Origin of the sequence: Steroidobacter agaridevorans (assembly GCF_009932555.1) — a bacterium.
In the GTDB taxonomy this organism is placed as follows: Bacteria; Pseudomonadota; Gammaproteobacteria; order Steroidobacterales; family Steroidobacteraceae; genus Steroidobacter; species Steroidobacter agaridevorans.
Map to the genome: position 1 here is coordinate 38,407 of NZ_BLJO01000007.1, position 23,304 is coordinate 61,710.

20 protein-coding genes are annotated in these 23,304 nt (G+C 61.2%); 9 read left to right on the plus strand and 11 right to left on the minus strand.

Translation table 11 applies throughout. From position 1 onward, the window contains the following. On the minus strand, positions 1-915 hold the full coding sequence (locus GYH35_RS23895) for a DMT family transporter (RefSeq protein ID WP_161829667.1): 915 nt from the start codon (positions 913-915) through the stop codon (positions 1-3). A 190-nt stretch (positions 916-1,105) separates the two neighbouring features. On the opposite strand from GYH35_RS23895, the gene GYH35_RS23900 reads away from it, so the two are divergent. The 3 genes from GYH35_RS23900 to GYH35_RS23910 all read left to right on the plus strand — a co-directional run bounded on the left by GYH35_RS23900 (position 1,106) and on the right by GYH35_RS23910 (position 3,852). Then, positions 1,106-2,866: a winged helix-turn-helix domain-containing protein gene (locus GYH35_RS23900; RefSeq protein ID WP_161829668.1), complete on the plus strand. Its 1,761-nt coding sequence runs from the start codon at positions 1,106-1,108 to the stop codon at positions 2,864-2,866. 153 nt (positions 2,867-3,019) lie between these two features. Further along, a complete protein-coding gene (locus GYH35_RS23905) occupies positions 3,020-3,313 on the plus strand; it encodes a nickel-binding protein (protein WP_161811912.1) in 294 nt (97 codons plus the stop codon). 44 nt (positions 3,314-3,357) lie between these two features. Further along, the gene (locus GYH35_RS23910) at positions 3,358-3,852 is read left to right on the plus strand and encodes a hypothetical protein (protein WP_161811911.1); all 495 of its coding nucleotides are present in this window, start codon (positions 3,358-3,360) and stop codon (positions 3,850-3,852) included. A gap of 32 nt (positions 3,853-3,884) precedes the next feature. Here GYH35_RS23910 and GYH35_RS23915 read toward each other — a convergent pair whose 3' ends face one another. Then, positions 3,885-5,756 (minus strand): IPT/TIG domain-containing protein, encoded by a 1,872-nt coding sequence (locus tag GYH35_RS23915; protein ID WP_161811910.1) that lies wholly within the window; start codon positions 5,754-5,756, stop codon positions 3,885-3,887. A gap of 740 nt (positions 5,757-6,496) precedes the next feature. Between GYH35_RS23915 and GYH35_RS23920 the strand changes: the two genes are divergently transcribed. From GYH35_RS23920 to GYH35_RS23930, 3 genes are read left to right on the plus strand one after another with little or no spacing between them, the layout of a single operon-like run. Further along, positions 6,497-7,369, plus strand: coding sequence for an acyl-CoA desaturase (locus tag GYH35_RS23920; RefSeq protein WP_202624578.1), 873 nt, complete (start codon positions 6,497-6,499; stop codon positions 7,367-7,369). 41 nt (positions 7,370-7,410) lie between these two features. Next, positions 7,411-8,601 (plus strand): FAD-dependent oxidoreductase, encoded by a 1,191-nt coding sequence (locus tag GYH35_RS23925; RefSeq protein ID WP_235936858.1) that lies wholly within the window; start codon positions 7,411-7,413, stop codon positions 8,599-8,601. A 39-nt stretch (positions 8,602-8,640) separates the two neighbouring features. After that, the gene (locus tag GYH35_RS23930) at positions 8,641-9,387 is read left to right on the plus strand and encodes a ribonuclease H family protein (protein ID WP_161829671.1); all 747 of its coding nucleotides are present in this window, start codon (positions 8,641-8,643) and stop codon (positions 9,385-9,387) included. Between the two features lie 46 nt (positions 9,388-9,433). Here the strand turns inward: GYH35_RS23930 and GYH35_RS23935 are convergent, their stop codons facing one another. After that, positions 9,434-10,807 (minus strand): glycoside hydrolase family 6 protein, encoded by a 1,374-nt coding sequence (locus GYH35_RS23935; RefSeq protein ID WP_202624580.1) that lies wholly within the window; start codon positions 10,805-10,807, stop codon positions 9,434-9,436. Positions 10,808-10,944: 137 nt separating this feature from the next. Here GYH35_RS23935 and GYH35_RS23940 point away from each other — a divergent pair, with 137 nt between their 5' ends. After that, positions 10,945-11,634, plus strand: a complete 690-nt coding sequence (locus tag GYH35_RS23940; protein ID WP_202624582.1) for a DUF1349 domain-containing protein — start codon at positions 10,945-10,947, stop codon at positions 11,632-11,634. 1,261 nt (positions 11,635-12,895) lie between these two features. On the opposite strand, the gene GYH35_RS23945 is transcribed toward GYH35_RS23940, so the two are convergent. Then, a complete protein-coding gene (locus GYH35_RS23945; protein WP_161829672.1) occupies positions 12,896-13,939 on the minus strand; it encodes an aspartate-semialdehyde dehydrogenase in 1,044 nt (347 codons plus the stop codon). Between the two features lie 335 nt (positions 13,940-14,274). On the opposite strand from GYH35_RS23945, the gene GYH35_RS23950 reads away from it, so the two are divergent. Further along, on the plus strand, positions 14,275-14,631 hold the full coding sequence (locus tag GYH35_RS23950) for a hypothetical protein (protein WP_161811905.1): 357 nt from the start codon (positions 14,275-14,277) through the stop codon (positions 14,629-14,631). Positions 14,632-14,677: 46 nt separating this feature from the next. Here GYH35_RS23950 and GYH35_RS23955 read toward each other — a convergent pair whose 3' ends face one another. The 3 genes from GYH35_RS23955 to GYH35_RS34655 all read right to left on the minus strand — a co-directional run bounded on the left by GYH35_RS23955 (position 14,678) and on the right by GYH35_RS34655 (position 17,417). Beyond that, positions 14,678-15,070 (minus strand): EthD family reductase, encoded by a 393-nt coding sequence (locus tag GYH35_RS23955; protein ID WP_161811904.1) that lies wholly within the window; start codon positions 15,068-15,070, stop codon positions 14,678-14,680. Between the two features lie 74 nt (positions 15,071-15,144). Continuing rightward, positions 15,145-15,819 carry a hypothetical protein gene (locus tag GYH35_RS23960; RefSeq protein ID WP_161829673.1) on the minus strand — a complete coding sequence of 225 codons (675 nt, stop codon included), beginning with the start codon at positions 15,817-15,819 and terminating at the stop codon, positions 15,145-15,147. Next, positions 15,804-17,417: an endo-1,4-beta-xylanase gene (locus tag GYH35_RS34655; protein ID WP_202624584.1), complete on the minus strand. Its 1,614-nt coding sequence runs from the start codon at positions 17,415-17,417 to the stop codon at positions 15,804-15,806. The genes GYH35_RS23960 and GYH35_RS34655 overlap by 16 nt, the downstream gene beginning before the upstream one ends. Before the next feature lie 233 nt (positions 17,418-17,650). On the opposite strand from GYH35_RS34655, the gene GYH35_RS23970 reads away from it, so the two are divergent. Beyond that, positions 17,651-18,142 carry a nuclear transport factor 2 family protein gene (locus GYH35_RS23970; protein WP_161829674.1) on the plus strand — a complete coding sequence of 164 codons (492 nt, stop codon included), beginning with the start codon at positions 17,651-17,653 and terminating at the stop codon, positions 18,140-18,142. A gap of 496 nt (positions 18,143-18,638) precedes the next feature. Here GYH35_RS23970 and GYH35_RS23975 read toward each other — a convergent pair whose 3' ends face one another. The 4 genes from GYH35_RS23975 to GYH35_RS23990 all read right to left on the minus strand — a co-directional run bounded on the left by GYH35_RS23975 (position 18,639) and on the right by GYH35_RS23990 (position 23,290). Further along, complete coding sequence (locus GYH35_RS23975; RefSeq protein ID WP_161811901.1) at positions 18,639-19,499, minus strand: creatininase family protein; 861 nt, start codon at positions 19,497-19,499, stop codon at positions 18,639-18,641. A 30-nt stretch (positions 19,500-19,529) separates the two neighbouring features. Beyond that, positions 19,530-20,603: a hypothetical protein gene (locus GYH35_RS23980; protein ID WP_161829675.1), complete on the minus strand. Its 1,074-nt coding sequence runs from the start codon at positions 20,601-20,603 to the stop codon at positions 19,530-19,532. 1 nt (position 20,604) lies between these two features. Beyond that, entirely contained in the window at positions 20,605-21,891 is a 1,287-nt protein-coding gene (locus tag GYH35_RS23985; RefSeq protein ID WP_202624586.1) for a COG4315 family predicted lipoprotein, read from the minus strand. Between the two features lie 64 nt (positions 21,892-21,955). Then, complete coding sequence (locus GYH35_RS23990) at positions 21,956-23,290, minus strand: DUF1552 domain-containing protein (protein ID WP_161811899.1); 1,335 nt, start codon at positions 23,288-23,290, stop codon at positions 21,956-21,958. Positions 23,291-23,304 lie beyond the last annotated feature (14 nt).

Genomic DNA, 23,304 nt, shown 5'->3' on the forward strand with positions numbered 1-23,304 from the left:
CTAGCAACGTGACGAAGGTTTCTGCCGGGCTGCGATAAGCGCGCCAGTAGCCAGCAGCGCCGCACCGGACAGTTCGAGCAGGCCCGGACTTTCATGCAGAACGACGGCAGCGATGATCACCGAGAACAACGGTACGATCGCCGCGAAGACGGAGGCGCGCGCGGCGCCAAGCCGGTTGATTGCCCGTCCATAACAGTAGAGTGCGCCAATGGCCGCGAGCAGCGACTGATAAAGAATCTGCATCAGCAGTTCCTCCGGGTGGGCAAGCAGTCGGGCCGACCCGGACAATGCCAGCCAGATCGGCGTGTAGAGTGCGAGTGACGCGACGGAGATGACGGCGGTCGCGGTCAACGGAAGCAGTCCAGAACGTTTCAGCGCAACGGTATAAGCCGCCCACATCAGTGCTCCGGCCACGAAGAGGGCAAGGCCATAACCGCCCCGCCCCGCCTCCCATGTGCCGGCGGTCACGAAGGCCGCGCCCAGGAGGATGCAGCCGATGCCGGCGGCCAGGTGACGTGTGACCTTCTCGCGTAGGAACAGGATGGACAGGATCAATGTAAACACCGGCAGAAGTCCGACCGTGATCGCACCGCCAAGACCGGCCGACGTAAGCGCGACACCCGTGCCCGCGACCAGCACATAGGGCGCACCGGCGCCTGCCGCCATGAAGAACAAGAGCCGCGGCCCAACCGCGCCTATCGCCCGCCGTTCGCGCCAAGCGAGCGGCAGGAGTAAAAGACCAGAAATACCAAAGCGCAATCCGGCGAGGTCCGCGACGGGTAGGTCGTTGACCACGCCAACGCGCGTCACGGTCCACCAGCCGCTCCAGATTGCCGCTGCGCCAAGCCCCCAGAGATAGCCACTCGCGCCAATCGCAGCATCGCGCCAACGTCCGGCCGACACTTTTGCCGGCATGACGGAGCTGCCGTCCAGAGGTGACAATACATTTGGGTGAAGTTCCGACACGATTGGGTCGCCTTGCATTCGCCTTCCGCTCACAACGCGGCGGGAACTTAGCGATACAGGCCGATGCCAGTCCTTATCGGTGGCTGATCGTTGCCTTATCATTTGGTTGTTTTTCGGGCTGCTGCAGAGACGAACCGTGATGTTGCATCGTTTCGGATTGTTCGAGCTCAACGAAGCGGCACGCTCCCTCACCTTGCGGGGCGTCGCTCAGAAAATGCAGCCGCGCGTCTTCGACCTGCTGGTCTATCTCGTCCGGAACGCCGGTCGCGTGGTGCCGAAGGACGAACTGATGGATGCCTTGTGGCCGAACCTGACCGTTACGGAAGCCTCGCTGCAGCGTGCCGTCAGCCTTGCCCGTGCCGCGCTCGCTGCGGGCGGGCTCGAACAGGCGATCCGCAGCTTTGTCAGGCACGGCTATCGTTTTGCAATTGACGAACCCGGCGTTGCCGTCGCTGTGCCGAGCTTCGACGCGAGTGAAGCCAATCGCGCCCGGGCGCTGGAGCTTGCCCGGGAGAAAGACTGGCACGCCGCTGCAATGGTCTTCGAACGGCTCGACGCGGAAGGACAACTCTGTGCAGCCGATGTCGAAGTCTGGGCGCTGGCCGTGGAATGCCAGGGCCGTCCTGCCGCGGCGATACCGGTGCTGACCCGCGCACTCGCCGCGCATGTCGCTGAGGGCAAGCCCAACTTGGCCGCAAGAGTGGCCGTGACAATTGCCAAGCTTGAATTCGAGCGATCGGCGCCGGCTGCAGCCTCCGGATGGATGGCGCGTGCCGAAGCCCTTCTAGGCGATACCGACGACCCGCGGACGAGCGCTTATCTGTTATGGATGAAAGCGCGGCAGATTATTTTCGCGGGAAATGCCGCGGAGGCGCTCGAGCTCGCACTGAAGTCCCATCGCGCCGCTATGGGCTGCGGCGATTCGGGGCTGATCGCCCTTACATTGGTTTACATGGGCTTCTATAACATCTCGCTTGGCCACATGCAGGAGGGCGTGAGCCAACAGAACCACGCTGCGGCCATCGCTCTGTCGAGCAACGTGGATCCGGTCCTCGGCAGCCTTGTCTACTGCAATATTCTGTGGAGCTGCCGCACTTATCCCGACTGGTCGCGCGCCCGCCAATGGAGCGAAGGTTTCGACAGCTGGTGCGCAGCGAGCTATGCGGTCGTTCCGGGCACCTGCGATCTGCACCGTGCCGAAATCCTTGGAGCAAAGAGCGACCTCAACGGCGCGCTTGTGGCCATTGACCAGGCCCTGCCGAAGTTATTCGAAGAGGAATCCTGGTCTATCGGCGATGGTTATCGGGTGCGCGGTGACGTTCACGCAATGATTGGCGATTTGGACTCGGCGCGAAAGGACTACGCCGCCGCATACGCTGCAGGTTGGGACGCGGAGCCGGGAAACGCGATACTGCTTGCTGAAACCGGCAAGGTGGACATGGCGTTGGCGGCACTGGATAGCGCACTTGGCGGCGCGAGCTGGTATCACATTCAACGGCGCGGATTTCTTTTGGCGCATAAGGCGCGCATTGCCGCCATGAGTGGCCATCGCGATATCGCCGCCAAGGCAATGGACGAGTTGACGGCACAATCGGCGCGCTGGACGCAGCCCGCGGTGCATGCGTTGATGAACGAGACGCGCTATCTGCTCGCGAGCGGAGCCGAGGCGATGCCGTTCCTGATACTCGCCCGGCAACTCTGGGCGAGCGCCGGGCTTGAATACCATGCAGCCCGCGTCCGGCTGGAACTGGCCCGCGTCCTGGCCGAGGGGGGAAACGACGCCGCCGCGCAGGTCGAGATCGCGGCGGCAGAGCGCATCGCCACCCGCATAGGCTCCAAGCGACTTTTGAAGTTGGCGGCGGCTCTGCAGCCGCCGCGATTGACCGCAGTGGGAAAGTAAACCGCCGCCCGCGCGAGCGAATAATCATGGAATGATCAGTCGCCGGTAAGGACGGTCGGCGCCCTTCTCTCATAAGTTTCCGCCTCGTCACGCACGGTGCGTGACCACAGTGGCTGGCTCGGGCAAGGCCCGGCCGTTCAGAGGAAACTATCCATGAAACTTTATGTCATTCGCCGGCCGAGCGCCTGGGCGTCGCTCGCCGAACTGGAGATGGCTGGCGCCAAGTCAGCCAGGATCGGCAACGAAGAGATGCCCGATCGCGTCCGCTGGATCCGCAGTTATGTGGTGAACGAAGCGGACGGCCGCATCGGCACGTTCTGCATCTACGAAGCCGAGGATGGCGACGCCATCCGCGAGCATGCCCGCCGCGTCGGCATGCCGGGTGAGGAATTCTACCCGGTAGCGACCACGGTCATCGTCCGGCCGGACCCGGCCGCGGCTGCCTGAAGGACGTCGGCGTCTATTCAACAATCAATCAAACGGAGAAAAAAATGGAATCCATCTCGTGGGTCATTGCCCTCGTGTCTCTGGCAGCCGCCGGTTCGGCAGCGGCGCATTCCGATGTGAGAGCGCCATTGGTCGAACATGTGCGCAAAGCCAATCAGCGCTTCGAAGACGTCGCGGTCGCAGTAGCTGAAGGTTATGCGCCCATTCCCTGCGCCAGCGGCCAGCAGGGCGGCGCCATGGGAATTCACTATGTCAATGGCGACCTTCTCAAGGACGGCGTCATCGACATCGCAAGGCCGGAAGCGGTGATGTACGAACCCACGGCCGACGGCAGACTGGTGCTCGTGGCGGTGGAATACATCACTTTCCAGGGACCGGCGGCGTTGGAGAACCAGCTGTTCAACTTCAACCCCGCTCCCAACCGCTACGGTCTGGACCCCTTCTATGAGCTGCATGTCTGGGCCTGGAAGAAAAATCCAACCGGCCACTTTGCGGACAACAATCCGCATGTGTCCTGTGACGCGGCAACGCCTAGATGATCAAGCAGGCCGGGCTCGCAGCCCGGCCTTTCTCAGCGCGCGTTGTCCGGAATGTATTCGACCAACACGCCGTCGGTGCCCGCGATGAGCAGCGTCCAACCTTCCGCGGTGATGGTCATGACGACACGCCGGTTCGGATCGCCGGCGCTGGCACTGGGTGACCACGAACGTATCGGAGTGACGGACGTGCCGGTGAGATCGTAGCTCGACAGCTGTCCGGTCGAGTCGTAGGCATAGATGCGGGGCAGATTCGGCGAGAACACCGCGGCGATCGTGTTCGCGGGCAGCTGGCCCAGCAGCTGGAAATCGCGGTCGTACACGTGAGTATTGTTCAGGAGAATACGGCTGCCCGTTCGATCGAGCTGGATGGAGGCAGCCTGCATGATCTGATCGATGCTGCGCATCGTGCTCGTCGCCGAATCGTATTCATACATCTGGGCAGCCGCCGCCGAACTGGCAATGAGCACACGCGAGCCGTCGCCCGCCGCGCCGGCCACGCCATTGTCGAACCAACCGTCTTCCGCGCCTGTCCCGAGAACGACCTGATCGAATGACGGCGCGTACCAAGTCCCTGCCGCGTCCGTGACCGGTGAGAGACTCGAGTAGCGATAGACCGGACGCCGCCCGCCACTGATCGCCGCGGACACCATCACTGCCCGGCCGTCGTTGGCGGCGGCGATGGAATTGATGAAGTTGTCCGTCCAGCCACTGTGCAACGTCGCGTAGCGGCTCCCATCCAGCTTCAAGTTCGACAATGCCATCCCCGAGTTGCTGCCAGCGGTACCGGGCCACGTGGCGCCGGTTTCGCTGAGCAACAGGGAATCGCCGTCGAGGGCGAGCGTCATCGCCTTGAGCGAGTTGTAACTCGTATAGGCATTCGCGCGTGCCCACGAGCCTGCGCCGATCGGTTGATACGTGTAACGGGCCACGAAATCCGGCGTGCCCTCTGGCTGATCCACCGCGACGAAAATGCGCTGACCGACCGCGTCGTAAGCAATCGCGCCAGGTTGCGCATTCGGAGCTGCGCCCGAGGGTAACGGCAGACGAGTCGAGACATAGGGCGCGGGCGCAACCACTTTGAAATTCGCATCCGAAAGTGCCGACGCCGCGTTGCCCGTCAGCGTGATCGCGTGACTTCCGGTGCCGAGCGAGCCTGGCGTGGTGGCCCGGATCTCGCTGGCGCTGACGATGTTGAAGGAGGTCGCATCGACGCCGCCAAACTGGACGCCGGTGACGTCCGCCGCATTGAAGTTGGCGCCGCGGACGATGACCTCGCGCTCTCCGAACAGCACACCGAGGTACGGCGCCACTGTGTGGATCTCGGTTCGATCGATGTTGACGTTGACCCAGACGTACGCGGTCTGGATTGGGCCGACCACCCTGAGCGTCGGGCGGTAAAGACCATTCTTCAGCAAGCCTCCCGACTCGTCGACCACCACGTCGACAGGCGTTGGATCCGCCGTGCTGCCCATGGTTCGGGACAGCGTCAACCAGGACTGATCCGTATCGAGGAACCAGGTCTGTTCCGGATAACCGATCACAGTAAACGAGCGCGTGCGCTCGCTCGTGGAGGCGCCATTACGCACTGTGAAATCCAGCGGCGACACCGAGACTTTCAAGCCACGCCGCTCATACGTGACGTTGACGGTCTTCGGGCTGCCTTCGAGCTCCTGAGTACAGGCGACTTGCGCGCACGCCCGGATCGTGACGGTCGCGGAATGCAGACCGGGGTCCAGCTGGTACGGCAGGATCGGCCTCACCTCCACCGATCCACCCAAGTTCAGGTAGGCTTCGATGGCGCTACCGTCGACGGCCATCTGATAGTAAACATCGTTCCGCTCCCTGCCCGTCACGTTCATCGTGATCGTCTGACTGGGCAGCGGCGACCATTCGTTGTCCGCCATGGACACGAAGCTCAGCGACTCGCTCGAGACGGTGAATGAACCCGCGGGTTCGTCAGGGGTATTCGGATCGCTCGAAGGCGGCGGGGTGTTCGGATTGCCCGAAGGCGGTGGTGTGTTCGGGTTGTCTGACGATGGTGGCGGCGTGACTCCTCCGCCACTTCCTCCTCCGCCTCCGCCACAGGCACTCAACAGAGAAACGCAAAGAATGCCGACAGCCAGAGACGACCAGCGCGCATGACACCGCATTTTTCAAGGCTCCCGCTGAGCTATTCCGTTATGCCTTCGCCGCGAACCCACCGCACCGGCGAGTGTTATTTGTCTGTCATTCGGCGAGAGCGACCTTATAACACGCTGCGCGCGGCGACGAGGGCCGCTCCGTAAAAAGCGCTTATGTCATCTGTGATCGCGGCTGGAGCCTGCGCAGTTGCGAGGGTTTAGACGGCGCGGGTTCCAAAAAGATCTTTCCGGAAGTCAGTAAGTCATTGATGCGTGGGTGAGCGAGAGCTCTCTATTCCTCGCGGATCAATCAGGAAGCCAATCCATCGCATCTGCGCTCAGCGTCGGCGTGTGGCCCCGGAAGCCACATCAGCAAACGGCGGAGGAGCGATGCAATGATCAATGACAACACTCTCCCCCCCGCCACGGGCCATGTGGAGGGCCACCGCGTCCAGGCTGCAGGGATAGCTGCCGTGTGTCACGGCGACGTCCGCTATTCACCGGCTCGATCCATATGGTTCACGATGATGTTGATTGGCGCGGTGGTGGGCGGTTTCGCGACGGCTACGCCTTCGGCAGTCGCACTGTTCGGGATCAGCACGGCTATCGTTCTGCTCTTCGGGCATTCGCTCGGCAGTCATCGCAAGCTGATCCACAATAGCTACCAGTGTCCGCGCTGGCTCGCCTACCTGTTCGTGTATTGCGGGACGCTGGTCGGGTTGTCGGGGCCGCTCTCTCTGTTACGACAGCACGAGTTGCGTGACTACGCGCAGCGGTTGCCGAGGTGTCACGACTACCTCCGTCACGGCAGCGGGTTCTGGCGCGACGCCTGGTGGCAATTGCATTGTGATCTACAGCTCGATGCGCCGCCTGAAATTCACATCGAAGCCGCGGTGGCGAACGATAATTTCTACCGATTTCTCGAACGCACCTGGATGCTGCAGCAGTTGCCATGGGCGCTGGTGTTCTTTGTCTGGGGCGGATGGAGCTTCGTTTTCTGGGGCGTGTGTGCGCGTGTAACAGCCGGAGTGTTCGGACATTGGTTGATCGGATACTTCGCCCACAATCACGGCGAGATGCACTATCGGGTGAGCGGCGCGGCGGTCCAGGGACGGAACATCCGGTGGACTTCTCTGCTCACCATGGGTGAGGGCTGGCACAACAATCATCACGCGTACCCAGGCTCTGCAAAGCTCGGCTTGTTCGACGGCGAATGGGACCCGGGTTGGTGGGTACTGGCCGCCCTGCGAAGAGTTGGACTCGTGTGGGATGTGCGACTGCCCGAAGATCTGCCGCCACGAGCTGAACTGATGCCGCTCGAATCACCAGTCGGTCTGCAGGTCGGCAACAGGCTTGGGCGCCGCATGGCGCCTCTTCCGATGAGCGAGCCGCGATGACCGCCCTACATATCGCAGTCATTGGCGCCGGTATCGCCGGCATGAGTGTCGCAATCCTGCTTGGCCGGCAAGGTCACCGCGTAACTGTGTTCGAGCGCCGCCAACCATCGGTACCGCAAGGCGCCGGTATGCTGCTGCAACCGGTTGGACTGGATGCGTTGCGAGCGCTGGGGATACTCGCCACGATCGAATCGCAAGGCGCCCGTATCGATCGCATCTGCCGGGTGGATACGACCAGCGACGCCGCCTTCCGCCTGGTCTATCCATCGGGCTTGCACGACCACGCCGTGGGCATTCGCCGCCCCTCGCTTCATGGCAGTCTTTGGGGTGCACTCACGAACGCGTGCGCCGATGTCCGATCCGGCGTGTGCGTTCAAGACATCGCAACGAACGATGTCGCAACGTGGCTCACTCTGGACGACGGCGGAACTTCTGGCCCCTATGACGTTGTCATCGTTAGTGATGGCGTCCATTCTCGATTGCGACATCGTGTAACACCAGCCGTTGAAGTTACACACCGCGAGCGGGGAGCGCTAAGCGTCGACACGCTCTTGCCGTCAGGATGCGATTCGAGCCAACTCTTGCAGATCCATCGAGGCCACGATGAATACATCGGCGTGCTTCCGACCGGTGTCGATGAACGAGGCAAACACCGCGCGACGCTGTTCATCAATAAGTCGCAGTCTCAAGTTGAGGCACTGGAGCGAGGCGACTTCGACGCTTGGCGAACGGTCCTGGCCTTGAAGTATCCCGAGCTACGCAGCTCGCTCGACGAGTTGACGGGATTCGACGCTCTTCAGCATTGGTCGTTCGCACACGTTCGAATGCAGACTTGGCACTCAAAGAACCTGGTCTGCATCGGCGACGCGGCGCATGCGTTCGATCCACAGTTGGGGATGGGCGCGAACATGGCGTTGGCAGATGCAATCACTCTGGCAGCGGCACTACACCATGTGACGCCGCGGCAGGTACCCGATGCGCTCGCCACCTATCGAGCGGCACGCGAATCCCAACTACGAACCTACGAAACAGCCAGCCGCATCGCCGCCACACTGACAGAATCGGATGGGGCATTCGGTGCTACTGCCAACCGGATCGCCAGCGGCTTTGGCAGCAAGTTGCCATTCGTCAGACGCCGAATCGTCGACGCCGTGTGCGGTTACGCAGGACTCGACGTGCGGCAGTGGCAGCGAACTGTCGATGTAGTACTCGCCGCGCGGCGCGTGCTTTAAACTTGGCCACCAATCATCCGATCGAACGAAGGTAGCGCGTTGGCACAGAAATTCTATGTGGTCTGGGCGGGACGGCAGACTGGCGTGTTCACAGACTGGGCCACCACGCATCGACAGGTCGATAGATTCGCGGGTGCGCGCTACAAGTCATTCCCGACCCGCGCAGAAGCGGAGCGAGCTTTCGCGGGCGGTGCGCCCAGGTCCACCTTCGTGCGCCGGGCTGCAACCAAGGCAAGCGAGCCGGCTTCAGTGCAAGCCGGCCCAGCTTCGTTCGATCTACAGATCTACTGCGACGGCGCCTGCGATCCGAACCCTGGCCGGGCGGGTTCCGGACTCGCGGTCTATCGCAATGGCGAGCTGGCGCAGCTCTGGCACGGCCTCTACAACCCTGCTGGCACCAACAACACAGCCGAGCTCAATGCGCTGCATCGCGCCCTGGTGATGGCGGAAGCCGGCCTCTCCAGCGGCTCAACCGTGCAGATACTTTGCGATTCGACTTACGCGATCAACTGCATCTCGAAGTGGGCCGCGGGTTGGGAAAAGAAGGGCTGGCGCAAGGCCGGCGGCGAAATCAAGAATCTCGAAATCATTCAAGCCGCCTACGCGATCTACAGCCGCATCGAATCCAAGGTGCACCTGACTCACGTCAGCGCGCACGTGGGCACGCAAGGCAACGAGCTGGCGGATCGCATGGCGATGTTCGCTGTCGAGTGCGCCAACGAGGAGCTGTGCGAGTACGCAGGCAAGATCGATATCCCGACGATTCTGCGCATGCGCGCGGGTTGAGACAGCGACTTCACATGCACCACTCCGCCTGACCGGACCGATACCCTCACAAACGGGGCACCGCCTTCTTCGCAAGCTCCAGCGCCTGCTCCGGGAACCAGGCCCCTGCACTCGGATCTTTCCGCCCCCACAACGGATCGAATGTTTGCTGCTCGAGGAATATTGTCGGCCAGCCCGGCTCGCTGTAGGAGCCGTAATCCCAGGCGCGAACTCCGCCAGCTGCGTCGCAGGAGCCATCTGACTCGCCGACGATCTTGATCCAAAGATAGGCATCGACGAGAGCATTGCCCGTTGACGCCGTCGGGCGAGCGCCGGCTCCAGCCCCGGGCAAATTGCACCAGCTGCCCGCGGCCAGAGTGGAGATGACGTTCGAGGGCTGGTTGTAAGGTGCTTGCGCGTACAGCGTCATGCGTCCGGGCGGTTCGGTCTCATACGTCGGATCGTTTGGTGAATTGGCAGCGTGTGCCTGACCGTTGCGGCTGGTGTCGATGATGAAATGCGTCGGGTTCTGCGGCGGCCCGGATAGATTGTTCGCATACCATTCGTCGGTGAGCGACCAGGTGCTGTAATCGTCTGCGTTGGCCGGATAGTACTGGCTGGCGCAATAGTCATAGTGTCCCAACCGCCAGCCGCCGTCCGACGGATCGCTCGCGAAAGCGATGCAGTTGCTGATCCACGTGCCGTACTGGACCTGCGCGGGTGTGGGTTGGTAGTTGGACGCGTTCAGGAAAAAACCCGAAGTGTCGGCAACCCCCGCTTGCACAAGACGACTTGCTATCGTGCCCACGGCATGCCAGCGACTGTGACCCGCATCGAGATACACACGGGTTCCTGGCAATGCGCCGAGAGTATCGATTGCATGGCGCAGCTGTGTGTAGCGATCCACGGTGAGCGCGCCCGTCGGATCGTAACCACAATCCACCGGCAGATTGGCCAGAGCGTCCGGCTCGAGAATTACCATGGCCTCGCGGTCACGAAGGGCGCCGGCAATCGCGTCGATCCAGGCCACGTATGCGGCCGTCGTTTGCGCACCACCGCCGGAATAGCTGCCGCAATCGCGGCCCGGTATGTTGTATAGAACGAAGACCGGCGTTGCATGCTGAAGCTTGGCCTCGAGCAATGTACGTCGGGCAACCTGCGCCACCTCCTGGGGCGAACCACCGACCAACCACGTTGCCTGCGGCACGAGCACGAGCTTGAGTAGGAGCTCGGCGTTTTTATACTGCCGCTGCCGAATCAGCTCATAGATCTGCCGGAGCGCCGCCGGGTTCGGACTTCTCACATGGAATCTGACGTGAGACTGCCCATCTCTATCGTTGCCCTTTGCGATTGCCGGCGCGGCCACGCCAGCGAGAATCATGACAGCGCCGCTCAGGAACGCGATCGTCACAGAGCGGAGCGCGCGGGCGAGCTGAAACATAGCACCTTCCCTCGGTACGCATTACCATACAAGTGTCCGTTCACCGCCCCACCTTGGGCCGGCTTGGCAAGCGCTGTCATTGTCCGCCGATCCGCCGCGATGTCAAACCTCTTGCCCCAAGTCCGCACGAGGCCAACATGATGTTGAAGAAGATCCCATTTGCCGCACTGATTGCCGCCATGTGCTTACCAGCGTTGGCTTCCGCACAGGACCCCGGCAACAGCGTTAGCATCGCCCTGCCGGGCATCAGCTTTACTCGTTCGCTCAATGAGGCCGGCGAGAACACCAAGGTCAGTGGCAGTAGACTGACGCTCACTAGCGCTGCGAAACGGGACAACTTCCGGGATCCCAACGGAAAGCTGTCGAACAATACGGCGCCTGTTCTGCTGGCGGCGGTCGACAACAAGAAGCCGTTCACGCTGACGGCGCGCGTAACTCCGACATTTCTCGAAACCTACGACGCCGGTGCGCTCTATATCTGGGTCAGGGACGATCTATGGTTGAAGATGGCCATGGAGATGGACGAGCGCCGCCGCACTCGGATGGTCACGGTTCGCACCACCGGGACGTCGGATGACAACAATCACGAGGTGATCTCCGAACGCGGCGTGCATATGAAGATATCCTCGGATACCCAGACTGTCGGATTCTACTTTTCTCTGGACAACCAGAGCTGGCAGCTCATCCGACTCTTCAGGAATGAGTATCCCGAGAAGATCTGGCTGGGCGTCAGCGCTCAATCGCCGCTCGGCAACGGCACCTCCGCAACCTTCGAAGATGTGTCTCTCACCCAGACCAGCGTCGCCGACTTCCGCCTGGGAAAGTGAGTGGTGACTGCTCCTAAGGAGTGCCTGCGTTGACCTCTACCCATGCAATTCGCGGAGCCGCCCCCGGACCACACCCCCCCGAAAAACCTATCTTTACTGTTCTACCTTTCGAGTGAGCAAGCAGCAGCGCCGGCCAGATGTAAATCATGAACTTTTCGTCATTCAGATCTCCGTATCCGTACTCGCCCGAACATAAGTCATAACTGATCGTTGGATGGCCGGTTAGCTTCACATAGCCGCCATTGGACGCAGGGTAAATCTGCAATGCGGCTATTGTGCTGGTCACTATGATTTCGGCCGAAGTGGCCCCTGCCCATAAGGTGCAGAGTGCCGCAACTAACGCCTTTCGCATTCCTGATCTCCACTATTCGGTAATGTCATTGCCACGAAGATCCGCTTGTCCCGCTCGATCAGGAAACCTTGATCGAGTGCGCGCTCCGAGTCGTCATGTGTCGCTCAGATACACGCCCCAAACTTCCTGAGTTTGCTGGTCTCCAGAACAGGAGACTCCGTTGGCAGTGAACCTGACTGTCAAAGGCCGACCCGTAGTCATCGCCACTGTTGCGAGGGCCACAATATTCTTCACGGTGGCTTGGCTTTGGAGCTCCACGACGCCCGAGCCATACCAGGCGGCCCTTTGCCAAACGAGCCCGTTATCAAACCAAACATACACCGAGGAGTCCGCAAAGATCTTTATCACCCGCCCAGGACATTCTGTGTATGCATGAGCAGAGACCGAGGCTGTCATCAGAAGCGCGGCCCCGATGAGCGGTCGTAATGATTTCATCGCGATACTCCTTATCAACTAAATTCCGCCGGTGACCTTCGACAGATCGACACCAGAGATCCGAAGCACCCTAGAGAGCAAAGCGATGCCCGCTGCACGGGACACCCTCGATGAAATTCAGAGAAAACAAGGGTCGATTGCGCCCTGGAAGATCACATTCTCAGAACTTTGCGGAGAGGAAGATGGATGTTTACCGGCTTCCCTGCCGCCGTGACATTGAGCGCGACGTCATATCCATTGAGCTGCTCGCATTTGCTTTTCTTCCCGCAAGAATTACCGGCAGGTTGTTCTGATGTCAACAGCGCGCCGAGAGATTCAGGGTTTCGACGAATCGTACCTTTTCGTAAACTCACCTCCTCGTCCTCAACGCTAACGATGCTACGGGTCACGCTACAGCGCGCCGCCTCCGGGCTACATCTCCATCGATCCATCCTGGATCGGGAGTCCCGCTGAGTAGAGAGAGACAGATTTCGGCTATAGCAGCAACTCCGCGATCTGCACAGCGTTGAGCGCAGCGCCCTTCAACAGCTGGTCGCCCGCGCAGAACAACGAGATGGACTTTCCTGTGACGTCGCTCAGGTCCTTGCGGATCCGGCCCACGAGGATGTCGTCTGCGCCGGTGGCGTCCTTCGGCATCGGGAAGTAGTTGCGCTCGATATCGTCGACGATCTGCACGCCGGGAGCGGTCGACAGGATCGTGCGCACTTCATCCGGCGTGATGGGGCGCTCGCACTCGAACGTCAGCGATACGCAGTGCGCACGCAGTACCGGCACTCGCACGCAGGTGGCGGAGACCATGAGGTCGGGCTCGCCAAAGATCTTGCGCGCTTCGGCAATTACCTTCGATTCCTCCTCGTTGTAACCGGTGGCGGGATCCACCTTCGTGTTGTGGCTGAAGAGATTGAAGGCGTATGGGTGAGGCAGAACTTTCTGCTGGTACGGCTTGTCTTCCAGCGCTGCGCGAGTGGATTCTCGGAGCTCTTCCATCGCAGCGGCGCCGGCACCCGAGGCTGCCTGATAGGTCGAGACGATGAGACGGCGGATCGGATTGAGCTTGTGGATGGGCCACAGCGGCGTAATCGAGATGATCGCGGCACAGTTCGGGTTGGCAATGATCCCCGGATGGCGCGCCAGCATTTCCGGATTGATCTCCGGCACGACCAGCGGAACGTCGTTCTGCATCCGGAAGGCAGACGAGTTGTCCACGACTACGGCGCCGCGCGACACCGCTATCGGTGCATACTTGCGTGAAATGGAACCGCCGGCGGAGAAGAAGGCGAGATCCACACCGTCGAACGATGACTCAGTGAGCTCCGTCACCGCGAGCGGCTTATCGCCGAATGAGAGCTGCTTGCCGGCCGAGCGGGCGGATGCCAACGCGCGGATGCTCGAGTGCGGAAAGCGACGCTTCTCCAGGCATCCGAGTATTTCAATACCAACGGCGCCCGTCGCACCGACGACGGCGATGACCGGCTTGGCGGGAACCCGGCGCGAGCCGGCGGCAGCAAACGATTGCATCGAAGTGACTCCAGAAAATGAAAAGGCCCCGTCGGTTTCCCGGCGAGGCCTCGAGTTTCGCGTTATTTCCGACTTTTCTAACGCACGCGCATCCCGAGAATCCCACCGCTGGGCTTCTTGGTTGTTTTCGTGCGCTTGATCGTCGTGCGGATCATGGGCAGACCCTACCGTAGGTCGGACCTCGAGCGCAAGCATCACGGCCTCGCCGGCGCGCCCGAGTGGCCGGCGGTGATGCTGCTCGTGTCAGCGAGATGAAAACGAGCATGGCATTGACAATGCGAGCTTCGGTCTGCAAATTTCCTCTTGGCGATACAATCAAGTGTTTAGGATGAACCATGAAGAAAACAATCTGCGCACTAGTCATGAGTGCGGCGCTCAGCTCGACTGCCAGTGCCAGCTGGATCGATCCAAACGGTAATTATGTCGGCCCGATCAGCAGCGTCGCGGTCAATTTTTTCGAGGGCATCGGCGTAGGCTTGACCGATGGAGTGACTTGCAACGGCAGCCCGGTCGTGTACCTGCCCTACTCCACCCCGCACTACAAAGATATCCTGGCCACTCTCGTGGCGGCACAGGCGAGCGGACAAGAGGTTCGAATGTTCAGGATAAAGGACACTATCTCGACCTTCCCCGGCGGCTATGCCTATTGCACCATGACTTCCGCGTCGATCGGTGGCTTTCCGCTCTGGTAGAAATAAACCCTCGGCGATGGGCTCCGCTCTCAGGAACACCCGCCGCTCAATCCCGCTTACAAACCAGCCGCGTAACGGTCGTTCCGGACGTGAAGTTTGGAACATCCGCACGCACCTTTTTTCCTTCCGGCGTATCGAACACAGCCGCCATGTGTTCCGGGCTGTCAAACCACATCTCGAACACTCGATAGAACGCTGGCGGCGAGCCGTCCGCTTGCGGCAGACATTTGGCCGCTTCCATTCTCCGCGCCCCCTTGATGGCGGCGACCAGCGGCATATGGACGCCGAGGTAATACTTTTCGAATTCCTCGGGATTCGGTGGGGGGCCATAAAGAACCATCAGCTTGATTCCACCGGTGTCGTCGGCTGTCGCCGCCCCGCTGAGCCCTGCGGTGGCGAGTCCAACAGTCAGCAGCGAAAGAGAAGTTCTGCGATCCATGGATCATTCCTGTGGGGTGGAAGCATTAGTGTATTGCAAGAAACGGATACGCAGTGATACCCAAGACTGCATCGTCATCGCGAGCGTCCATGCTCGATACGTGCCCGTAGCTGCGCGGTGCGCGGTTCGCCGGGCGGTTGCCCTTCGATCCAGCGCACCGCTTCATCGGGTTTTTCCGCAGCCCAGATCTGCACTATGTGTTCGAGCGAGCCGTCGTCGCTGCCGACGCCAAACTGGTCGGCCAGGGTAATAGCCTGCGCCGGATTGATAGCTGCCAGCGCTCGCGTGGCGATTATCACACTTGCCGTGCGATCGGCCTGCTCGAGTGAGCTCATCCACTCAATAGCAGCATCGCGATCTTTCATGATCCATTGGCGCGCGACTTCGTCGCGCAGGGCATTACGTGACTCGCCCGGCTCCTGCTGCGCAAACATAGCAACCACACGCTCGGGCTCCTCGCGCAGCAGTTCAGGCAGGACAAAGTTGAACACTGTTTCGAGATATTGCGAATCGCGTGACACGAGCGCGCGCTCGATCGCTAACGCGAGCTGTCGATCGCGCTCTGGCGCGGCAAAAGCAATTTCTTTGGCCGATGGCGCGCTCGACATCATCTGCGTATCGATAGGCGCCGGCGCCGGTGCGGCCGATTGCCGGCTCGACTCGTCTGCATCACGGGTCACTGAAAAGTGAGCAGCGCTCACCGCCGTCAGGACGGCGATGAGCGCTGCAAGGCTTACGGTGACGCGCACGTGTAACCGCCCGGCACTTGCGTGTTGCCATTCGGACGACTCACCTGGAATCCGAACGCAGTGTTTCCGCCCGCCGCGACCGTTCCGTTATGGGGCGCGTTGCGCGCCGTGACCGTCTGTCCGCTGACGGTGAGCGCGGTGTTCCACGACCCGGTCACGGTATGGCCGGCCGGCAACGTGAACGTGACTGTCCAGGAGTTGATCGTAGCCGTTCCCGTGTTGGTCACTCGCACCGGCTCGATCACGTAACCCGTCTGCCATTGGGTTTGCACGGTCGGCGCCGCCGAGCAGCCCCCGCCCGTTCCGCCTCCTGTCTGAGTCGTCGCAGTCACGGTATTCGACACCGCTGAAACATTGCCCGCTGCGTCGGTGGCGCGCACCTGATAACGGAAAGTGGTATTCGCGGCCAAGCCCGTGTTCACGAACGAATTGGAGCTGGCGGTTGCAATCTGCGTGAACGTACCTCCGCTCGCGCCCGGCGCTCGCAGCACCTGATAACCCGTGACTCCCACGTTGTCTGTCGACGCCGTCCACGCCAGCGAGATCGAACTGCTGGTCGTCGCAGGCGCCGTGAGGCCAGCGGGCACACTGGGCGGCTGCGTATCGTCGCCAGGAGTTGTTGTTCCCGACACGTATCCCTTGAGCCACACCATCGCCGGGCGCTCCTGTCCGCCCGTCGTGACGAGCCCCGTGCCGTCGCGCCAGGTCTGGCCTACGATGTAGCCCCAGAGCGTGATCCCTTTGACAGCGCTGTGTTCCCAGAAGCCTGGGAAGACGTCCTGATATTTCGCGAGCTGTCCGGCATCGCTGCCGTTGGCGACGATATCGAGCTCCGACACCCACACGTCGAGCGCGAGCGTCGCGTAGTCGTTCAACATCGTCGTGACCGCGCTACGGTTCATGTTGTCGATGTTGAAGTAGTGCGCCTGGATGCCGATGCCATCGATGAGGCCGCGGGTTTTCAGCAGGTTGATGATGTTCTTGTAAGTGGTGCGCACCGGCGGATCGTTCTCGGTGCCGTACTCGTTGATGAGTAATTTGGCATTCGGACAGTTCTGCCGCGCGATCTGAAACGCCGTGATCACCCAATCCCAGCCCGTCGCGCCATCGCCACCCAGCGCGGCCTTCCATGGCAGCGCCGTCTTGATGGGCTCGTTGACCACGTCGATCGCCCAGGTGTTGGGATAACGCTCGCAGGCAAGCCGGATCCACTCCTCGATCTCGGCGCGTTGCTGTTGCTGCGTGAGGCCCGTGAGCCAGCCCGGAAACTGCGAACCCCACACGAACGTGTGGAACTTGAACTTGTAGCCATTCGCTTGCGCGTGGTTGTACGCCGCATCGGCTCCGGCCCAGTTCATCTGGTTGCGCGTGCCTTCGACGGAACCCCACTTCGTCGCATTCTCGGGAGTGATCTGATTCCAGTACGTGTTGAAGTTGGCCGGCACACTGTTGCCAGTGACGTTGCCGACGAATTTCGGCTTGCCGTTGGCCATCTGCGCGAGCGCCGGTTGAGCGAAAACGATCGCGGCGCCCAGGACAATGGCCTGGGTCAAGACAATAGCCAGGATTCGGCCAGTGACGGCCGTGCGAATAGTCATTGGGAGTCCCCCCTCCATGAATGAAATGTCGTCAGTTCCTTTGCACTCTCTCCCCGCGTCGATCCAGACGCGGTACCGAACATACGCCCATTGTTAGCGGTACCGCAACTGTTGGGTCGGGGGCGTCGTCGTTCGAAGTGGTATTACGAAGGACAGGGAGAATGGACCTTTGAAAACACCAGGATCTGCGGCACGCTCGATTCGGTGCGGCCATACAAGGCCAGAGGGGACTCATGCGAAGCCGACTTGATGACAGCGCCGACTTGCCGCGACGAACCCTGCTCGGGATGGCCGTGATCGCGCCGACGTTAGTTGCGGGAATCGCCGGCGCCGCAGAGCCTGCGCCAGCAGGGACTGCCGACCTGCCACCCGATCTCGCCACAGCGATCAAGCAGCATGAGCAGGCGACCTTCCGCAACGATATCGTCGCGCTCGGGAAGCTTGTCGCCGACGACTACCTGCTGGTGAACTCCGACTCGACGCTGCAAAACAAACAATCTTATCTGGCCGACTTCACCGTTCCAGGATTCAAGCTCGATCCGTACGTGATGGAAGAACCGGTGCAGAAGATCTGGGGCGATACCGCGCTGTCAGCGGGGCGCTTGCATCTCACCTGGACGCAGGATGGCAAACGACAGGACCGCCGAGTTCGGATCGTGCACGTCTGGACCAAGGAGAACGGTCATTGGCGGCTGAAGTACACCCAGCTCACGCGCATGACTTGAATTCGCTCGATTCTATGAAACTCTCGCCGCTTCACGCCTCAGGCCCAACTGCACCTGCCGCTGAAATGAGATGCCGTGCTGGCAGGCCTTGTTGCGAACCGCCGATTCGGAACGGCGTAGCAGCTTGGCCGCCTGCCCTGGCGATATCCCTTGCCCGGCAAGCTCTCGCAAGCGGCGGACATCTGCCACAGCCCACGCATTGGGGTACGCGCCCTTTCTGAACTGCATCGTAGTGCGAGCCGACCAATTACGATCAGACCGAATCATCAGAGTCCCCCTCGCTAGTTCAGCGCGACCGCACGCGATGCGGACTGCGCGCATATCAAGTTATTAATTGAGCGCGCCGGCTTGCGCGCTCGACTAGCGAGATTGCAATCCCCATGCCACGCCCCTGAAGGCCAGGGACCCCGGTGCGGGACGAGGAATGCTCAGGACGATCGGCAGAATCCTGCCGATCGGTAAAATACCTTAAGCGGAAAGCGGCTTACGAAACAGCTCAGCGGCTGGCCTGGAGCGCCTTGATCTGCTTCACCGCTGTCTCGACCTTATGGTCGAAGAAACGTTTGCCGATCTCCACACTCGAGCGGCGCGCGTCGCCGGTGATGCCGTTGTTCACCGGCTTGTAGCCGGGGTCGGGCTTCTCACCGCGCGGGCGCACAGGATCGCCGAGCGCATTCGCGATCTGGTCACGGCGCACATATTTGTTATCGGTATCGAGATACATCATCAACGAAGTGTCGAGGATGCCGGCATGCGCCCCTTGCGGATAGCCTTCCTTGACGAGTATGTCGCTGAACTCGCGGTTGGCTTTGGTGTAGCTCTCGTTCGCGTAGAACACACGCACGCCATTGGCCTTGTGCTTGTCATCCAGCTTCTTCGCGACGGACGCATAGACGCCGTCCGGTCCCTGACCACCGCCGCTGTCGCCCATCAAAATGACAGTCTTGAAGCCGCTCACGATGGCGTCCTCCGCAAGCTGCTCCAGCACGGGCCCGAGCAACCCCACGGGCAGATCGAGGCTACCCGGCAGATCAGCCGACATGCCCGTCGGCGAGAACGGCAGCACAGGCATCGCGATGGCGTTGCCAAGCTTCTCGGCGATGGCCTTCACGATGGGTCGCGCCATCATGTTGTGGCCGCCGAGTGCGTTCTGCGGGCCACGCTGCTCAACGCCACCGGTATAGAAGAGCGCCGTAGTCTTGCCGGCCGCGAGGGCGGCTTTCAACTCCGGCCACGTCATATATTCGAGCTCGATGGATGAGCTGGACACGTCGGCGCGTGCAGGCTCCGCCTGCATCGAGGCAACACCAGACAACAGAGTCAGAGCGACCAGCGCCGCACTACGATAACCACGCATAGTTCAAAAAATTCCCGTGTGAAACCAACTTCAATGCTTGGCATCCGACAGCTTCTGTTCGTCGGCGTCGGGATGCGTAATGAATGCCTGGACCATATCGAGCGTGAGCGCCGAGGAAATGGCGGTCATCTCGCCTTTCTCATTCGGATAGGCATCGGCCATCTTGCGCAGCGCCCAGTAGAACTCCGCCGGATCCAGGCGGCCATAAGACAGGTGGTGAGTGGACCAGGCGATCAGCCACGTGTAATAGCTCTCCACGTCCATATAACCGGCGATCAGGCCATTCGCGCGCTCCGGCGTGAGCGTCAGTTTCAGACGCATGTCGCGCCAATTCAGCAGCGTCGGCACATCGTTATAAATTGCCCAAGGATAGATTCCGGCTTTGATCGGCTCCGTGGTCAGCACGCCATCGACGATCTTGCCCTTCAGATGCTGGATGATCGGCTTGCCCCAGCGCATATCGACGCGCTGCGTGCCGCCCGGAGCCACGCCTTCGCCCGTGGCGTCCAGCAATACCGGATCACGGCCGCGATAGATGGTCACTGCGACGTTGTCCGATCGGGTCAGACTGTCGACGTTGGTGATCTCGATCAGGGTGCGATTCCAGGTCGAGGTACGGACGAACTTGTTACCGAACAGTTGCAGCTGGCCTTCCGGCCGGCGGAACTGCGCATTGCATGCGAGAACTTTCTGAAGCGCGTTATCGATGCCCTGCTCACCCGTTGCGCTGACGAAGTCGTTCGGTCCGACCTTGCCATCCAGGTTCACGCCGACACCGATCCTTTCTTTGGAGAAGATGTAAGGGAACTGCATCGGCTTGTCTGTCGGGAAGAACTTCAGGCTCTCCCGGGCCAGCTGGGTCTTTTCGACCGGGCCGCCGTTCGGATAAAGCTCCTTGAAGGTTTCTCGCGGCCCATAGCCTGCCAATCCTTCCGGGCAGTCCTTGTCCACATCCTGGGTCTGGTGAAAAGCCCAATGCAGGTCCGTGGTGACGTAGCCGATGGTGCGCGTGTCTGCTATCGATCCGCTACCATCGGCCAGGGCCACACTGGCCATCAAGCTCGTCACCGCGAGCGCCGCCAACTTATTTGTTACGTGTCGCATATCAGATCACCCGCAGCCAAAACGCCCGGAAACCGTTGCGGCGCCCCTGCCACTCGCCCATCGAATGGCCGCGGAATTCGCCGGGTTCTTTGTCGCCCGAATAGGTGTACACCGGCCGTCCGCGGAAGGCCCAGACACGCACCGACCCAGCCTGCCCGGCGGACACCTGGCGGTCGGTGGTCGGGTCAACCGAGATGATCGACCATATGCGGCTGTCGCTTTTCTCACCGGCGGCCGCCGGCACGAAATGCCATAGCTGATGACAGCGCGCCCAATCGCCGCCGCCGCAGATAGCCATACGATATTGTTGTGGGCTCTCCAAGGTATCGCAGGACAACTGATCCGAAGAATCGTCGCCACAAGTATAGAAATACACCGTCTTGCCGTTACGTTCGGCAAGCACATCGCCATAGGTGGTGTTCTGGACGGTAAACGACCTGGGATGCTTCGGTCCGCCCTGTGCGAACACGTTGTGCCAGCCCGGCTCGTCACTTCCGTCATAGCTCATCATGCGCGTGTCGCGGCTGTAGGTGTACAGCGGCTGTTTGCGGAAGGCCCACTGCCGCACTCCGGGCGAACGCTGGACAACCGACCACTCCCCTTGCGGCTGCGCCGTTTCGGGGGCGAGCACCGGCAGCCAGCGCTGCAAACAAACGTCCGTCGTGCAGTTGGACTTGTTCGGTCCGTCCTGGTCGGAAACATAGACCGAGTAGCGTTTGTCGTTCACCAACAGTCGGCCGTTGAGCGTGCCTTCGACACGAAAGCCCGGCGGCAAAGCCGTTGGCGGTCCGACCGGCGTGCGCTCGGCCGGAGTATCGCCGCCCCTGCGAAACAGGGTGGTGCCGCCCAGCGTGTCTCCGGGAGATTGATCGAGGTGCGAGGTATAGAGCGGCTGATGGTCGTAGGCCCACTGCAAAGTACCATCGCTACGTTTGACGATGGTCCAGTCGCCCACCGGCTTCGCCTTCGCATCCGCGACCACCGGCGGCCACAGCGCCACACAACTCTTGCGCTTATCCAGATCCGGAAGATCCAACCCTCCCGGATAAGGACTCATGAAACCGCCCGTCTTGGTCGTGACCTTGTCCTCGCAAACCGACTTGTCCTTCGGATCGCCGGCATAGCCGTTACGCAGTGAGGCAATGGGCCATTTATATAAAGTGCGCCCCCGCGAATCCGCGAACACCGGCCCTTCCAGCTCGGTGGAAATCACTTTGAATCCCGGCGGCATCGGCACCTTGTCATAGGCCTCACGGGCGGAGGACTCCGCCGCCGACGCACTACTCATGCCCAACGCCAGGAGGATCCCCGTCACTCCCACTGTCAGTCTCATTCTCTCGACCCCCACGACGCTAGACCAGAATCTCGCTGATTTCCTTCGACGTGCTATTCGACTGCGTCCCCCACGATGGAATATCGACACCCAGTGTCTTCATCATGGTGTAACCCAGGCGCGTGCCGGGCGTGCCAGCGCCATCGATGTGCAAGCCGGTCTTGATCCTGCCGCCGGCGCGGCCGGCAGAGAACATGGGCAAGCCGTCGATGGAGTGAATCTTGGCGAAGGACTGATCCGTGGATGCATAGATCAGCATGTTGTCCAACAGCGTTCCGTCGCCTTCCTTGACCTTCGAGAACGCTTGCACGAAGTACACCCACTCCTCGAAGCCACGGCGCAGGAACCAGGACACCATCGGCTGATAACCCAGCTTCGGATCCATCGGCTCTTCATGCGAGGCCGTGTGGTGCGGCTTCTCATAGCCCGGCTTGGTCGTGGACGAGAACGACTTCGAGTAGGTCGCGTTGAACACGCGGGTCTGATCGCAGGCCACCGCCATGACCAACAGGTCGGTGAACAAGCGGTGCCGTTGCGCCACCAGCTCAAAGTCCACACCGGTGGCCAACTCCGGCGGCAGCTTGGGTTTGACACAGGCTTCCCGCGGCTCGGGCTTTTGCAGCTGCCGATCCAGCTGACGCTCGAGCTCCCGCAGGTTGGTGAAATACTGGTCGATGCGCGCCTTGTCTTCGGCGCCCACCTGAGTCATCAGCTTCTTGGCGTCTTCGCTGACGTTGGAGAGAACGCTCTTGCGCACCAGGATCTTCGGGCTGGGCGTGAAGTCCTTGGCGTTGGGATCCTGATAATCGGCGCCGAACAGACTCGCATACAGCGCCAGCGGCGAACCTTCGGCATTGTTCACCGAAGTGGCGCTCTCATAGCTCTGCGTGTCGCGCGGATCGCCGGTAGCGGTCACTGTGAGCATCGGGAAACGCGTGGTCGTGCCTATCTTCTTGGCGACGGTCACGTCGATGGTCTCGCCGGGCTTGGCATTTTGATTCAAAGGCGCGCTGCCGCTACGGAGAATGACCCAACCGGTGGTGTGACAGAGGTTGGGAGCGGCGTCGCGGAAAGCGTTGTAGTTGGTGTACAGGTTCATCTGGTCCCGGATCGGCGCGAACATCGCGATCTCCTCGGGCAGATCGAAGCCGGCACCGGTCTTCTTCGGGACGAAAATGGACTTGCTCATTCCCAAGCCCCAGCTCCACGTGCCGAAACGCTGTGGCAGGGGCGCACCGCTCGCCAGCGCGGTGCCGTTGTCGTTCAAGAAACAATTCAACAGCGGCAGAGCGACGGACACGGCCGCGCCATTGAACATGCCGCGCAGGACCCGGCGTCGAGAGAGATCTTTCATTTGAGTTATCTCCT

Bases quoted from the DNA above. Each gene is read 5' to 3' on its own strand.
- GYH35_RS23895 (WP_161829667.1), bottom strand. From the start codon at position 915: ATGCCGGCAAAAGTGTCGGCCGGACGTTGGCGCGATGCTGCGATTGGC.
- GYH35_RS23900 (WP_161829668.1), top strand. From the start codon at position 1,106: ATGTTGCATCGTTTCGGATTGTTCGAGCTCAACGAAGCGGCACGCTCC.
- GYH35_RS23905 (WP_161811912.1), top strand. From the start codon at position 3,020: ATGAAACTTTATGTCATTCGCCGGCCGAGCGCCTGGGCGTCGCTCGCC.
- GYH35_RS23910 (WP_161811911.1), top strand. From the start codon at position 3,358: ATGGAATCCATCTCGTGGGTCATTGCCCTCGTGTCTCTGGCAGCCGCC.
- GYH35_RS23915 (WP_161811910.1), bottom strand. From the start codon at position 5,756: ATGGCGGACAACGAATGGTCGCCGCTGCCCAGTCAGACGATCACGATG.
- GYH35_RS23920 (WP_202624578.1), top strand. From the start codon at position 6,497: ATGATGTTGATTGGCGCGGTGGTGGGCGGTTTCGCGACGGCTACGCCT.
- GYH35_RS23925 (WP_235936858.1), top strand. From the start codon at position 7,411: ATGAGTGTCGCAATCCTGCTTGGCCGGCAAGGTCACCGCGTAACTGTG.
- GYH35_RS23935 (WP_202624580.1), bottom strand. From the start codon at position 10,807: ATGTTTCAGCTCGCCCGCGCGCTCCGCTCTGTGACGATCGCGTTCCTG.
- GYH35_RS23940 (WP_202624582.1), top strand. From the start codon at position 10,945: ATGATGTTGAAGAAGATCCCATTTGCCGCACTGATTGCCGCCATGTGC.
- GYH35_RS23945 (WP_161829672.1), bottom strand. From the start codon at position 13,939: ATGCAATCGTTTGCTGCCGCCGGCTCGCGCCGGGTTCCCGCCAAGCCG.
- GYH35_RS23950 (WP_161811905.1), top strand. From the start codon at position 14,275: ATGAAGAAAACAATCTGCGCACTAGTCATGAGTGCGGCGCTCAGCTCG.
- GYH35_RS23955 (WP_161811904.1), bottom strand. From the start codon at position 15,070: ATGGATCGCAGAACTTCTCTTTCGCTGCTGACTGTTGGACTCGCCACC.
- GYH35_RS34655 (WP_202624584.1), bottom strand. From the start codon at position 17,417: ATGACTATTCGCACGGCCGTCACTGGCCGAATCCTGGCTATTGTCTTG.
- GYH35_RS23970 (WP_161829674.1), top strand. From the start codon at position 17,651: ATGCGAAGCCGACTTGATGACAGCGCCGACTTGCCGCGACGAACCCTG.
- GYH35_RS23975 (WP_161811901.1), bottom strand. From the start codon at position 19,499: ATGCGTGGTTATCGTAGTGCGGCGCTGGTCGCTCTGACTCTGTTGTCT.
- GYH35_RS23980 (WP_161829675.1), bottom strand. From the start codon at position 20,603: ATGCGACACGTAACAAATAAGTTGGCGGCGCTCGCGGTGACGAGCTTG.
- GYH35_RS23985 (WP_202624586.1), bottom strand. From the start codon at position 21,891: ATGAGTAGTGCGTCGGCGGCGGAGTCCTCCGCCCGTGAGGCCTATGAC.
- GYH35_RS23990 (WP_161811899.1), bottom strand. From the start codon at position 23,290: ATGAAAGATCTCTCTCGACGCCGGGTCCTGCGCGGCATGTTCAATGGC.